This window comes from Chthonomonas sp., from assembly GCA_016788115.1.
Classification (GTDB): domain Bacteria; phylum Armatimonadota; class Fimbriimonadia; order Fimbriimonadales; family Fimbriimonadaceae; genus UBA2391.
The window spans coordinates 12,135-25,098 of the sequence record JAEURR010000005.1 but is presented as its reverse complement, the minus strand read 5'-3'; the positions used below and the strand labels follow the sequence as shown (position 1 = coordinate 25,098).

Below are 12,964 nucleotides of genomic sequence, written 5' to 3'. Positions count from 1 at the left end.
GAGATTGTCGGCACGAAGCTCATAAATCTTGAATACGCTCGCAGAGGGCGCACACCGGACGCCCGCCTCGTCGCGTCACGAGCAGCTCCACCGCGCGTTGCCCGGACGCTTTGAGCTGCTTCTGCCATTGAGCGGGATCGAGATCGAGCCCCCGGGGTTTGACCGCCACGACCCGAGCATCGAGCATGTTAAGTGTGGACAGGATTTCTTTGCGATCGAGCCGAGTGACCGCAAGCACTCGGAACTCGGTCCACCACGGAGAACGCTTGCCGCTTGGGCCGGTGAGAAAACCGTTGGAGTCTGCCCACTCCTGGACCCCCTCTGCCTCGCAAAGGGTACCAAGGGCGTGCGCTCGGATGGCCGCCGGTTCCGCCTCGTAGATGGAGTTCTCGGGATCGTTCGCTACGGGGCCGGGTGCGGCGGTGGCTAGGGTGCTACCCGACTCCACGTGCACGGCGTGACATCCGCTACCGCCGTCCGCGCCCAGCCAAACGATGGCCTCGCGGCACTCTCTGCCGAAGTTGACAAACTCGATGCGACCGCCGAGCTCGCGGAGTTCGGCGTCAGTGAGCATGACCGAGAGCTTGATGCCGCCAAGCCGGAGCGAGCGCATCTGTTCTGCAGCGCGGGCGACGTCCGGGGCGTATTCACCGATCCGCTGGAGCCTCCGACCTTCAGCACGTCGCGCGGGGTCGCACCAGGCGCAATCGGCGTCGGACTTCACAAGCAAACAATCGCCCAGGTGGACGGCGGCGTGGAGATCGTGCACATGCAAGTTATGTTGAGCGTAGCGCGCGCGTTCAGGGTCTAACTCCGCGCCGAAGGCCGGGCCGCGAGCAGCCAGAGCGATGAGGTCTGCCCCGATGCCGCAGGTCATGTCAAAGACTCCGCTCGTGCAGAAACGCGAACTGTGCCAGGCGGCGAGCGTCTCGTGGGTGGCTTGCTCTAGTGCTTCCCGGACGAAAAGCATCTCGTGGCTGCGTGCGAACTTAGCCGCGCCTCGCCCTCGCAACTGCCACTGGGTAAAGGCCCATCGTGCGAGCTCAGCACCGACCTCGCGCGCGACACGCTCCAGATTGGCGGGGATTGGCGCGAGCCCCTCGCTGTGCGCGAGCGCGGCGAGTTCTTCAGTCGTGATCGGAGGAAGCATGTCGGCCAACAGGCTGAGTATACGGCCCCGCATCAGAGTCAAGTGAGTTGAACCGGGTATCCTTCGGCGTAGAAAGATGTAGCTAGACCCGTGCTTTGGGTCGCGAATGCTCTCTTTGGACCACACCATGAAAAACAGTTCCAGTGGATCGTCTATGCCGGTGAAGACCTGGCGCGAGAAGGTCGGTTTGGCCGAGATGCTCAAGGGTGGCGTCATCATGGACGTCGTCAATCCTGAGCAGGCGAAAATTGCCCAAGATGCTGGCGCAATTGCGGTCATGGCGCTGGAAAGAGTCCCTGCTGACATCCGCCGAGACGGTGGTGTTGCACGCATGAGCGACCCGGAAATGATCCTTGGGATCAAGGAAGTCGTCACCATTCCCGTGATGGCCAAGTGTCGCATCGGGCATTTCGCTGAGGCGCAGATCCTGGAATCGCTGGAGATTGATTTCATCGACGAGAGCGAAGTTCTGACCCCCGCCGATCCAGACAATCACGTCGACAAGCATCCGTTTACCGTTCCGTTTGTGTGCGGAGCTCGCAACCTGGGCGAGGCGCTTCGACGCTGCGCCGAAGGTGCGGCAATGATCCGTACGAAGGGAGAAGCGGGCACGGGCGACGTCATCGAAGCCGTGCGACACATGCGCACCATCATGAGCGAAATCCGACGGGTCGCAAACGCGCGCCCCGATGAGCTCTACGTCCTCGCCAAGGAGCTTCAGGCTCCGCTTGAGCTCGTCCAAGAGGTCCACGTGAAGGGTCGGTTGCCGGTGCCGAATTTCAGCGCCGGTGGCATCGCGACTCCGGCCGACGCCTCGCTTATGATGCAGCTCGGCGCAGAGACCGTTTTCGTGGGTTCGGGCATCTTCAAGAGTGGCGACCCAGCGAAGCGCGCCCGCGCTATCGTCGAGGCAGTGATGTTCTACGATCAGCCGAAGCGGCTTGCAGAGATCAGCCGCAACTTGGGCGAACCGATGGTGGGCATCAACTGCAGCAGCTTGCCGGAAGGCGAACTGCTCGCCGTTCGCGGCTGGTAATCGGCTACTCGCCTTCGAAGAGTCCGCCCTTGGGAGCGGCGATTCCAAGGTGGGCGTACGCTCCGGCGGTGGCCATGCGGCCCCGCGGGGTGCGCTTGATCAAGCCCTGCTGCATGAGGTACGGCTCGTAGACGTCCTCAATGGTCCCGGCGTCCTCGCCGATGGTTGCGGCGAGCGTCTCTAGCCCAACCGGACCGCCGTCGTACTTGAGAATCATGGCTCGCAGGAGCTCCCGGTCCAAGCGGTCCAGACCCGCGGCATCGACTTCCAGCGCGCCCAACGCTCGGTCCGCACTGGCTTTGTCGATCGACTCGAGGCCGTCGACCTGGGCAAAATCTCGAACCCGGCGCAGGAGCCGGTTGGCGATACGCGGAGTTCCCCGCGAGCGGCGGGCGATCTCATGCGCTCCTTCTTCGTCGATGCGATAGCCAAGGATCGAGGCCGAGCGGCACACGATCTGGTGTAGTGCCGACTCGTCGTAAAACTGGAAGTGCGACACGATGCCGAATCGGTCGCGAAGCGGACCAGTAAGGAGGCCCTGACGGGTCGTGGCGCCGATGACGGTGAATCGCGGGACATCCAGGCGGATTGAGCGGGCGGCTGGACCCTTGCCGATCATGATATCGACCTTGCAGTCCTCCATCGCGGGGTACAGGATTTCCTCGACCATGCGGTTCAGGCGGTGGATCTCGTCGATGAAGAGGACCGCGCCCGGTTCCAGGTTGGTGAGGATGCCCACGAGGTCTCCCGCGCGCTCAATCGCTGGGCCGCTGGTGACGTGCAGGGTCGCCCCCATCTCGGTCGCGGCGATGTGGGCGATGGTCGTTTTGCCCAGCCCGGGAGGACCGTAGAGGAGGACGTGATCCAGCGGTTCACCACGCTGCTTGGCGGCGGTCAAAAAGACTTGCAGGTTCTCCTTCAGCTTCTCTTGGCCTACGAACTCCGCGAGGCTGCGCGGTCGCAGCGAGAGATCGAGCACTCCATCTTCGGTCCGTTGCTCGGGCACCACCAGTTCGTTCTCGCGGCTCATTTCTTCAGCAACCTCAGCGCGGCTCGAATCTGGTCTTGGATGCCGCTGGCCTCTTCACGCGCGGGGGCAGCGGCGGCTTCGGCATCGGACCGACGATATCCGAGCGCCACAAGCGCTTCGATCAGCTCATCGCCGCCACTTGATGTGGGCACCGACCCCACCACGGCGGTCGTGATCTTGCGGGTGAATTGCTCTTCCTGAATACGGTCGCGCAACTCAAGGATGATGCGCTCACCGAGGCGCGGTCCGACGCCGGTCGCGCGGGCCAGGAGCTTGGCGTCTTGTGTTGCGATGGCGTTGGCGACGGTCTCTTCGCCCAGTTCGCCGATGAGCGCGAGGGCAATCTTGGGACCGCACCCCTTGACGTCGGTTAGCAAGTCGAAGAGCCGACGCTGAAATGGCTCAAGGAAGCCGTATAGGTACGTGCCGTCTTCGCGGAATGTTTGGCGAATGAGCAGCGTGATCGACACCCCGGCTGGCGGGACTTGGACGAGCACGGACTCAGGCACAATCACCTCATAGCCGACTCCGCCGACATCCATGGTCAGTCGGCCTCCCCCCGATTCGATCACATCCCCGCGCAGACGAGCAATCACGGGGTGATGGTACCGCGCTTTAGGCCTATTCACTTGTACACCTGTTTGATGTGCCGCTACACTGTACGCATGCGGTTCATTGCGGTTTTAGCTTGCATGGTTGTCGCGGGCTCGTTGGCGGTCGATGCCAAGCCAGCCAAGCGGACAAAGAGTTATCTGACCGTGCTGATGTCCGGTTCGACGCCGACGGGCAAGTTCACGCCGAAGCAACTGGGTGAGATGCAGGCCCGGCACATCAGCAATCTGGCGACGTTGCAGCAGCAAGGGAAACTGGCCTTGGCGGGTCCGCTCGAAGATCCGCAACTGCGTGGCATCGCTGTATTGACGGTGCCGACCTTGAAGCACGCCCGTGACTGCTTCAAGAACGATCCATTGATGCAGACCGGAATCATGAATTCCGAGCATTGGCGGTGGTGGACCGAACCGTTCGGCTTTGAATCGAAGCCTATCGACCCAAGCAAAATCGCTCCGTACACTGTGGCGTGGATCCGGAAAGGACCAAAGTGGGATGCGCGACAGTTTCGCGATCGGAGGGAGGCGCACCAGCAGATTTGGATGATGCTGCGACAGTCGAAGACCTTAGCAATTGTGGGGGAAGTTGAGGACAAGGAAGATCGTCTGGAGTTCGCGATCTTCTATGAGTCGGATGTCGCAAAGGTGAAAGCTGCGATTCGCAGGGATCCGCTTATTGCGGACGGGATCCTCCGAGCAGACGTGATCAAGTGGTACACGGTCCGGGGCGCGTTCTGATGTCTGGCGATCAGCGGTTTGAGCCGGACGACGCCGAGGAGATTCTGCGGCGTGCGGTTCAGCTTGACACGAGCTCGAACACCCTGAGCCGTTCCGAGTTGCTGAAAGCGGCCGGTGAGCTTGGAATTCAACCCGAGTCCGTCGAAGCGGCGATCACCCAACTGGAGAGTGACCGAGCCACTGCGCTGCAGCGGGCCCAGGATACTGAGCTTCGGCGCGAGTGGAAGCGATATCGCTACTCGAAAGTTATTGAAGACGTCCGCGGCGCGGTCGGCTTTTGCGTGCTCATGATTGGTATCGACTTCTTCATGGGTGGATTCAGACTGTCGCATCCGCTGAGTTGGAGCATTTGGCCCGTGGCGTTCGTCGGCTTGGTCACTCTCGGCAAGGTGATTGAGTACGTCTTCAATCTGCACGGCGATTCCGGGTTTGAGAATTGGAAACGGAAACGAGCGCGACGCCGGGAACGCGAAGCCGCCGCCACTGAGTAGTGGCTGGCGATGGACATTGAGAACGGTCTTGGATTTTCAATAGAGACCCTTGCCGAGGCGTTCGGTCGGTGTTTCGAGGGGTATGTGATTCCCATCCAGCTCCCGGGCGTTGTGCTCGGCGAACTTGCGATGCGTGATACTCTCGACCTCGCATCGAGTCAGATTGCGGTTGAGAACTCCGAGATCGTCGGGATGCTGCTCGTGAATCGTCGTGGGCGTGAGTGCCGCGTCGCCGCGATGGCCGTTGCGCCTTCCCACCGAGCGACGGGTGTGGGCAGCGAGCTTATGACTCGAATGTTACAGACGAGCGCGGAGAGAGGCGACGATTCGATCGTGCTCGAGGCGATCGAATCGAACACCGGGGCCATCCGGTTCTATGAGAGGTTTGGGTTTACGGTGCAGTGTCGCCTCATCGGCGCGAGTCGATCGCTGGCTGCCGGTGATGCAGGGCGATTCCGTGAAGTCCGATTTGAGGAGATGGCGCGGGCGGCGCTGGGGCGCGACGAGTCCGGCACTCCCTGGGAGATGCGCGGCGCGACGGTGGCGCAGATGGCCACTCCGACCCGGGCGTTTGCGGTGGACGGACTGTATTCAGCCGTCTTCCCCACGGAGAACGGTGAACTGGTGACGCGGTCGATGCTTCTTAGCGGCGAGGATGATGAAACCAAGTTACGCCAGCTTCTGCGAGGTCTTGAACCGATTTTCCCCGGGCGCAAGTTCCGAGTTCCGATCTACTTCCCGGAGCCCGTCTTTGGATCCCTGTTCGAGGCGGACGGGTTCGAGTTCGCTTCTCTGGCTCAAGTTCTCATGACTCGGTTAGCCAGCAGTGATTGTATATAGAATACGACGATCTCTTTACTCAAGTGATGGTTAGTGCTTTTTCTTGCGCCCCCGTAATCACTTTTCGTTGTCCTGGACTATTATACAGTGTCTGCCAATTTTGCTGGCGGTGAGAGGAGGATCTTGTGAAACTTAGATACGCAATGTACGGGCCGGTGGCCCTGACGATTGTCTTGCTACAGGTGAGCTCGGCTCAGACGCTGAACGTGACTCAGTTCACGCCTTCGACCGCGCAGGGCGGCGTCAACATTCAGGCCACCTATGACCAGGGCCCTTCACCTTGGTGCCCCGACGCAAACGTGCGGTGGCTGCAGCGAATTCTGCTGAAAAGGGGTGATGGAACGACTCGAAAGGACGATGTGCCAGGCTATCCGGTGGGTGACTTCATCGACCCACAGCCAACTCAGCCGGGCGGACCGTGGGACAACAACCCATGGTACGACGTGACCTACAACTCCGCCGCGGACCGCGCGAGCGACACGAACCGGCAGGGAGGCAAGGGGAAGTTCTTCAACGACTCGCCTACTGGCTGGGGTCCGTTTGGGCCGATGTACTTCTGCGCTTGGACTGCCGTCGTGTGCATCGACACGACGACCAAGAAGGCCTCGTACATGGGTGGCTTCACGTGGGGATTCTGCGTGAGTGCGACGGGCGGGGTGACGGGAATCGCTCCCGCAGCGCTGAGCAACACCGCCGCGACCGCGGGCATCTTCAATGGGGCGCTCGGCATGGGACCAGCATCATTCAAGGAGTGGTCGGTCATTCCCGGCGATCAAAATTGCCAACTGACCTTCTCCTCGGTGCCAGAGCCGGCATCGCTGATCACGGTCGCCGTGGCGATGGGTGCCTTGGTACTTCGTCGACGCGCCCGATCGCGTCGATGACCTTTAAATCGTGGCGGACTCAGTCCGCCCCGGACTTGCCGTGGTTACGACAGTCCTGGCCCTGATCCGACTGATGAACCCGGTCGCCTCACTTCAACTGAGCGTGGTGGACGACGGCGTCTTTGTGACGCTGAAGAACGAGTCGACTTCTGTGCTCAGACTCTGGCCAGCCGATTCGATTTTCGGCGAGAAATGCGTGGTCTACGAAGCTCGCCAAGCTTCAGGTTCAATTCGGACTTGGCGACCAACACCTGCGCCGCGAGCGGCCGCGCCGGTATTGCGCTGTGTGGAGCTTGACCCTGGCGCCAGCCGCCAGGTTGGCCGTCGGTCCATTGCAGAGATTGTCCGTGAGACCGGTTTGGGGTCCGGTGAATGGGACCTGAGGGCGGTGTATCAGAACCGCATCGAGGCAATGGACGACCTTTCGGGGGTTTGGACTGGGTACGTGGAATCACCGTGGACAACGATTTCCGCTACTGAGGGAATGTAGACCGGTCGCCCAATTGGGGTTGGGCGACCGGAGGGTGGCATCAACGCCGCGCTCTGCGACTGAGAAGCGCGACGAAGCCAAGTCCGAGTGCCGCGAGAGACGCGGGCTCGGGGACGACCGTCACGCTGACGGCGTCAAACTGGACTGGGCCCACGGACTCGGCCTCGGTGAGAAGCGAGATCATGAGCGGCTTTCCGATCGCGGCATCGCCCGGAAGGACGGTGTAGATAAGATCCACCCGGTTCCAGCCGACGCCGGGCAGGATCACTGACGGCTGGAACCAAGTCCAGCTGGCAGTGCCTGCAGTCTTTTCGCTGAGAATGATCGATCCTGGCGCGAAGAGATCTGCATCGGTGGGGTTCAGGTCCCCGGCTACGAGCGAGATCCGTCCGCAACGGGCGTCATCCACCAGTGATCCGACCCAGACAGTTGCCTGGTACGTTTCACCGACGGCCACCGTGTGGGCCAGCACCTGGCTGAAGCGCCGATTCCAATTGTTAATGAAGGCATAGCGCTCGCCCTCAATCGGGCTGATTCCCAGGATTCGCGAGATGCCCGAATCGCTGGCCTGGTCACTGTTCAGGCCGTTCACCCAGTGGGGAACGCCCGAGATGCTGGAAGTGTAAAATTCGGTAGCGGGATCGAGCCGAATCATCTTCGACTCGTCCGCAGCAACGTCCGATTGGCCAAAGCCAAGGATCGGCGTCTCCTCAAAACTGGGATTGAGCACAAGGTTGAGAGCCTGTGCTGAAGGAACAAAAATGATCCCCAAGAAGGAGATCATAAAACAGAAACGTTTCATGGAATCTCTCCTCTCTAAAGTATATCATAACAATGCCTTAGGCTAGCGCTTTTGCGAGTTAAAGGCGCTGTGCTTTGGCCCATCTGAACAGCCAAAAGATTGCGCCCGAGACGATGGTCTCAACAATGAAGCTCGTCGTGTCCACACTTCTGCTTTCCACAGTTGGGTCGTCTTGGGGGCAAGCATTGGCACCGGAGCGCTTCTGGCCTAGCAGTTGAGAGTCGTCAGCGTCAGTCCGTCACCCGTTGCCTGGACCTCGGGGTCTGACCGCCGCACGCGGAGGCACCGGCTGCAAACGGCAGACGACGGCCCGTGGATACTGCGTGGGGCTAACCACGATATAGGCCAAACTCAGCCCGAGGTCCGATTCTTGTGCAATTTACAGCACATTAATTTTCCATTTTGGTTCCGTTGTGGTCGCAGTGGCAATTCCATGTTGGTAGAATGCCGAAATCGGAGGATGTATGAACCTTATGTTCAAAAAATTAACGATTGTCTTGCTTCTAATCGCGGTCACTGCGACCGCGTTCGCTGATTTGATTGGGAAGGTAACGTTCGAGAAACCGGTGACATTGGCCACGAAGGACTGGCAGCCATTTGAATTCTTTCGCGTCACGGGTTACGACAAGTCGATGAACGTGCTCTTCACGCAGGTGTGCTCGGGCAGCTATTTCGGCGCAGCCGACAAGAAGGCGTTTGAGGTCAAAGTCCGATTCGTGGCCGATGAGCGAGCCGCGCCGCTGCTGGGAAAACTAACCAAACTCGTCGTCGTCATGACGGCCCTGGATGAGGCGGACCCGACCTCTGAGGTAACTGGGTCATTTGAGGTCACCGATAAGACCGCCATCTCTCTCACGCCAGTTGGAGCCCAGCCCGATCCTTACAAGTTTGCGGTGACGCCGAGTATCGGGTTCTCAACGTTCTTTGGCGGCGCGATCGCGGATCACAAGAACGACGATTATTCGCCGGCGACGACTGCTTACATTCACTTCCCGCTCGGTAAAGAATTCTCGGATAGCCTGCTGCGTGGGTTCCTCAAGAACCCGAAAACCACGCGATTGGCGATCAGCCTGGGCACTCCCTTGAGTGGTGCCCGCACCTACATCATCGGTCCGACCCTCTTGTGGGGATCGAACCGCTTCGCGACGACGCTTGGGTTTGCGTTTGCAAATCACGGCAGTAATGGCCGCTCAAACCGGAGGATCGGATGGGGCATTGGCGTGAGCTATTCCATCGGAACGAACTGAGGCGGTAGCTGCACCCATGAATAAAGTCCCAACCCTAGAGAATCGAATTGGCATGGTCATGTACGGCGGCATTTCGCTCGCCATCTACATGAATGGGGTCGCCCAGGAGTTTCTCAACCTTGTTCTCAGCACGGCTGAGGACGAGGACGGTAACCGGTGCTTGGAGACAAAGCCTGGAGAGCCGGGACACAAAGGGAAGCCGGTTGGGACGCCCGCAGTTTATCGCGAGCTTGCCGATCGGCTTGAGCAGCGATCGGGGCTTCGGCACAAATTCATCGTCGACATCCTTTCTGGTACCAGCGCAGGCGGGATCAACGCGATGTTTCTCGGCAAGGCGATCGGCGAGAAAAAGAGCTTCGGTCCGTTGCGCGATATGTGGATCAACGAGGGTGATATCGGGGTCCTGCTTGACGACAAGGAGTCGTACCGAGGTTTGGGCTGGCTGACTCGGCGCGCTCCGAAATCGCTGCTGAACAGTCGGCGCATGTACACCAAGCTAGTGAGTGCGCTTGACGAAATGGACCGGACTCCTCTGCTCGACGGCGCGTTGAGTAGCACGACGGAACTTGTGGGGGAACTCGACGTCCACATGACCGCCACCGATATCGTGGGCCGCATTACGCCCGTTTACCTTGGACTGAATGAGCCAGATCATGCAATCGGGGCGATGGCGAAGATCTACCAGCAGCTGGAACTGGAACATCGGGCGGTTTTCCATTTCCGTCATTGCGCGGCGGAAGCCACCCGTGATTTCGTGCCCGAGAATAACCCGTTCCTGGCGTTCGTCGGACGATGCACCAGCTCCATTGTGCCGGCATTCGAGCCGATGCGGCTGGAGGACGCCAAGGAAGTACTTCAGTCCAACGGCGAGCTTCATCGCTATCAACCTCGCAAGTGGGCAACTTTCTTTGGGGACTACTGGCGAGGGGTGCAGTTCTTGGAGCAGACATCGGACGCGGCCGCAATCGCTCAGGCAAGAGCTGACTTTGAGCTGCGACCGTTTGGCGATGGCGGCTATCTCGACAATAAGCCATTCGGTAACGCCTTTCAGAGTCTGAAACTTCGTCGAGCCGATACGGCCGTCCGGCGGGTGGTTTTTTATCTGGAGCCGCATCCCGAAATGAACTCGGCAGTGGCCAAGAAAGGGAAAGTACGCGGCGAAGCTCCCAACGTGTTCGAGCACGCGCTTGCAGCTCGGGGCTTGGCGCATACCCAGAACATTTCCGAGCGGGTACGCGAAATGCGGCAACTTTCGGACTTCGCTGCGAGGGTCAAGCGCAGCCGAGAGGCCGTGAGCTCGATGAAGGTTGAAGTTCCGTGGGGGCTCCATGTGGAGAGCGTCGCCGATCAACTGTCTTCTGTACTCGCTGAGATTCTGGGGTTGGGGTCCGATGTTTCGCTTGCACCCGGTCTGCGCCTGTTCGTGCTGGCTGGGCTCAAGCTGTACTACAACGGTCTGGACCCCGCCAGCGAAGGGAGTGACGCTCCGGACCAAAGCATCTTCAAGTCGCAATCGCGACGAGAGCAAGCGGTTAATGATCTCGATTACTCCTATGTAATGCGGCGTGCGGAGTACTTCAGAGGAAAGTTGGAGGGCTCAATGTTGGACGTCGCTCGAGCGAAGGGTTTGGCTGAGAAGCAGGTCTCCGCCTTCGTCCAGCTAAATTCGATAGTCTACGATTCTCAGTCGGGGCAGAGCGACTCGGGCAATAGCGCGGACACGCCTCCGAAAACGAAGGAGCTACAGCTCCCACGCCTTGGTTCGTCGAAACTGCGTTTCTCGCGGGTCATCGCCGCGCTCGAGGCAGACCGAATGAATCAGCCACCCGTTGTTCTCGATGATAACGAGCAGGTTATTGTTGACAACCTGCGCGCTCTCAACATCAAGATCTGGGAAGTGTGCCGCGTCCAAATGCGCGCGGCTTATGGGGAGACTTCTGACGCGCAGGCGCAGGGTCTTCAGCGGGCGACGGATTTGCTCGCGCCCGACCATCGCGCCGAAGCGATGAAGAATCTGGTGAGCGCGACTGTCCGTTTGTTAGATCTGAACGGGCAGCGAGAGTCCATCGATCAGTGGGCAAGGGACAATGGGCTGAATGGCGAGATCGAGCAGTTTGTCCGCGAGGACGCCATTACGTTTCCGGTTTTGTACAGCGCGGGGCTGGCAGACAGCTACGCGCTGGACTTGGTGCGAATCAGCCCGACGGACGCGACGTCAATCACGGGCGAGATGGACGATCCCGCGAAGAAACTCGCTGGCATCGGGCTCGGGCACTTCTCGGGATTCCTTACCCGAGAGGGTCGCATCGTCGACATCATGTGGGGCCGCTTGGATGCGGCAGAGATCATTCTCAAGACGTACTCACCGGGAAACTATAGGGACTTGTTGAGCATCGCTCAGCAAGCGATCATTGCCGAGACTCTGAGTACCGTTCCGCGTGTCGATCCGAATAGTCCAAGGAGAGACAAACTCTCCGAAGCGTGGGTGAAAATCGGGGCGATTGCGGCTTTGGTGATGCCGGAGCGGAGTGTGAGCGAGTGAGACTGTCCGACTGTATTGATCAAACGGCTCAGCAAAACCTGGTAAGAGCACGCAAGGATGGGACGGGCGAAGCATCACCCCTCATCGGCGCACCGTTGAAGCGTGATGAGCTGTGGGAGCTCGCACCTCGTGCGGTTGAGGTCGTATCGCAGATGCTGGACGGTGCGGTTCGCGGCAAGGGCGCAATGTCTCCAATCGGGAAGTGGGGAGCGTGGATGGCGCGGTTTCTGTGGATTCTCGTGGAGGCCACGGTTCCGCGACGACCGTTCTATCGGCTCTTCGGCTATTGGTTCCAGGTGATCCTGACGATCTTAGTCTTTGGGTTCATCGTGACGCTGCTCATGCCCGGCACCGACTTAGGAACCTTCTTCGCTAAGGGTCTAGGGGCAGCAATCGTGGTGTGGTTGTTGGCCGAATGGGTGCGGTCTTGGGTCTTCCGCGCAAAGGACAGGCTGATGAATCTCAGCGCTACTTTGAGTTTCATGGCCGCGCTTCTTCTTCCTTTCGTCATGTTGATCACCGCGAACGTGCCAGTTTGGAGTCTCAGCGACTCTCGCTCGGTGGCGACTTGGATCCTAAGTCTGTTGCTCCTGTTGCCGGCACTCGGTCGAGGATTGTGGATTCTTGGCTTGGCGCTACGGCGAGGGTGGCGGGGACGTGGGGCTAAGAAAGCGTTGCAGCCGGGGCGTCACCCTCTTGTAACAAGAAGTCGATCTGGCTTCGTTCGACGTTTTGAGAGCGTGCTTGGATGGGTTGGGACGACCGTCTACGTTCTGTCCATCACAGTTCTGACGACATGGCTATTCAACGAGAACCTGCGACTGGCGCTTGCGGCCGCGAGGATGCAGGAAACTCAGGCCGCGCCCGCGCGCCAGGAGGCCAAGCTTGATGAGAACTCGCTGAGGACAAACAGCGTGACTCCGCCATCCAAACCGACCCTCAAGAAGGCGTCCCCTGGTGGATCAGCAGATGCGCAAGTCGACGAGACTCCGCTCGGCGTCGCCCAGTCACGCGTTCGCCGGATGCTGGAGGAACTGGGGTCGAAGCTGAGGCCGAAGTAGTTTTTCATTTCCGTGTCTTGGGTGTCGGTGTGCACCCACGAGGAG

13 protein-coding genes are annotated in these 12,964 nt (G+C 59.9%); 9 read left to right on the top strand and 4 right to left on the bottom strand.

Translation table 11 applies throughout. From position 1 onward, the window contains the following. Positions 1-19 precede the first annotated feature (19 nt). A complete protein-coding gene (locus JNM85_02755; protein MBL8086976.1) occupies positions 20-1,183 on the bottom strand; it encodes a hypothetical protein in 1,164 nt (387 codons plus the stop codon). A gap of 121 nt (positions 1,184-1,304) precedes the next feature. Here JNM85_02755 and pdxS point away from each other — a divergent pair, with 121 nt between their 5' ends. Further along, positions 1,305-2,186, top strand: a complete 882-nt coding sequence (pdxS, locus tag JNM85_02750; protein MBL8086975.1) for a pyridoxal 5'-phosphate synthase lyase subunit PdxS — start codon at positions 1,305-1,307, stop codon at positions 2,184-2,186. A 4-nt stretch (positions 2,187-2,190) separates the two neighbouring features. Here pdxS and ruvB read toward each other — a convergent pair whose 3' ends face one another. After that, a complete protein-coding gene (gene ruvB / locus JNM85_02745; protein MBL8086974.1) occupies positions 2,191-3,216 on the bottom strand; it encodes a Holliday junction branch migration DNA helicase RuvB in 1,026 nt (341 codons plus the stop codon). Then, entirely contained in the window at positions 3,213-3,845 is a 633-nt protein-coding gene (gene ruvA, locus JNM85_02740; protein ID MBL8086973.1) for a Holliday junction branch migration protein RuvA, read from the bottom strand. Before ruvA ends, ruvB begins: the two co-directional genes overlap by 4 nt. A 63-nt stretch (positions 3,846-3,908) precedes the next feature. On the opposite strand from ruvA, the gene JNM85_02735 reads away from it, so the two are divergent. The 5 genes from JNM85_02735 (at position 3,909) to JNM85_02715 (ending at position 7,267) form a co-directional block, all read left to right on the top strand. Beyond that, positions 3,909-4,562: a hypothetical protein gene (locus JNM85_02735; GenBank protein MBL8086972.1), complete on the top strand. Its 654-nt coding sequence runs from the start codon at positions 3,909-3,911 to the stop codon at positions 4,560-4,562. Continuing rightward, on the top strand, positions 4,562-5,053 hold the full coding sequence (locus JNM85_02730) for a hypothetical protein (GenBank protein MBL8086971.1): 492 nt from the start codon (positions 4,562-4,564) through the stop codon (positions 5,051-5,053). Before JNM85_02735 ends, JNM85_02730 begins: the two co-directional genes overlap by 1 nt. A gap of 9 nt (positions 5,054-5,062) precedes the next feature. Then, a complete protein-coding gene (locus JNM85_02725; protein ID MBL8086970.1) occupies positions 5,063-5,893 on the top strand; it encodes a GNAT family N-acetyltransferase in 831 nt (276 codons plus the stop codon). A gap of 125 nt (positions 5,894-6,018) precedes the next feature. Then, positions 6,019-6,777, top strand: coding sequence for a PEP-CTERM sorting domain-containing protein (locus JNM85_02720; GenBank protein ID MBL8086969.1), 759 nt, complete (start codon positions 6,019-6,021; stop codon positions 6,775-6,777). 10 nt (positions 6,778-6,787) lie between these two features. Further along, positions 6,788-7,267 (top strand): hypothetical protein, encoded by a 480-nt coding sequence (locus JNM85_02715; GenBank protein ID MBL8086968.1) that lies wholly within the window; start codon positions 6,788-6,790, stop codon positions 7,265-7,267. A gap of 40 nt (positions 7,268-7,307) precedes the next feature. On the opposite strand, the gene JNM85_02710 is transcribed toward JNM85_02715, so the two are convergent. After that, the gene (locus tag JNM85_02710; GenBank protein MBL8086967.1) at positions 7,308-8,069 is read right to left on the bottom strand and encodes a PEP-CTERM sorting domain-containing protein; all 762 of its coding nucleotides are present in this window, start codon (positions 8,067-8,069) and stop codon (positions 7,308-7,310) included. A gap of 473 nt (positions 8,070-8,542) precedes the next feature. On the opposite strand from JNM85_02710, the gene JNM85_02705 reads away from it, so the two are divergent. From JNM85_02705 to JNM85_02695, 3 genes are read left to right on the top strand one after another with little or no spacing between them, the layout of a single operon-like run. Then, positions 8,543-9,316, top strand: a complete 774-nt coding sequence (locus tag JNM85_02705; GenBank protein ID MBL8086966.1) for a hypothetical protein — start codon at positions 8,543-8,545, stop codon at positions 9,314-9,316. A gap of 16 nt (positions 9,317-9,332) precedes the next feature. After that, on the top strand, positions 9,333-11,858 hold the full coding sequence (locus JNM85_02700; GenBank protein MBL8086965.1) for a patatin-like protein: 2,526 nt from the start codon (positions 9,333-9,335) through the stop codon (positions 11,856-11,858). Continuing rightward, on the top strand, positions 11,855-12,919 hold the full coding sequence (locus JNM85_02695; GenBank protein ID MBL8086964.1) for a hypothetical protein: 1,065 nt from the start codon (positions 11,855-11,857) through the stop codon (positions 12,917-12,919). The genes JNM85_02700 and JNM85_02695 overlap by 4 nt, the downstream gene beginning before the upstream one ends. Positions 12,920-12,964: the final 45 nt, after the last annotated feature.

What these genes read in the sequence shown, in the direction of transcription:
- JNM85_02700 (MBL8086965.1), top strand. Translation starts at nt 9,333, where the DNA reads ATGAATAAAGTCCCAACCCTAGAGAATCGAATTGGCATGGTCATGTAC.
- JNM85_02730 (MBL8086971.1), top strand. Translation starts at nt 4,562, where the DNA reads ATGTCTGGCGATCAGCGGTTTGAGCCGGACGACGCCGAGGAGATTCTG.
- JNM85_02755 (MBL8086976.1), bottom strand. Translation starts at nt 1,183, where the DNA reads ATGCGGGGCCGTATACTCAGCCTGTTGGCCGACATGCTTCCTCCGATC.
- ruvB (MBL8086974.1), bottom strand. Translation starts at nt 3,216, where the DNA reads ATGAGCCGCGAGAACGAACTGGTGGTGCCCGAGCAACGGACCGAAGAT.
- JNM85_02725 (MBL8086970.1), top strand. Translation starts at nt 5,063, where the DNA reads ATGGACATTGAGAACGGTCTTGGATTTTCAATAGAGACCCTTGCCGAG.
- pdxS (MBL8086975.1), top strand. Translation starts at nt 1,305, where the DNA reads ATGCCGGTGAAGACCTGGCGCGAGAAGGTCGGTTTGGCCGAGATGCTC.
- JNM85_02705 (MBL8086966.1), top strand. Translation starts at nt 8,543, where the DNA reads ATGTTCAAAAAATTAACGATTGTCTTGCTTCTAATCGCGGTCACTGCG.
- JNM85_02735 (MBL8086972.1), top strand. Translation starts at nt 3,909, where the DNA reads ATGGTTGTCGCGGGCTCGTTGGCGGTCGATGCCAAGCCAGCCAAGCGG.
- JNM85_02710 (MBL8086967.1), bottom strand. Translation starts at nt 8,069, where the DNA reads ATGAAACGTTTCTGTTTTATGATCTCCTTCTTGGGGATCATTTTTGTT.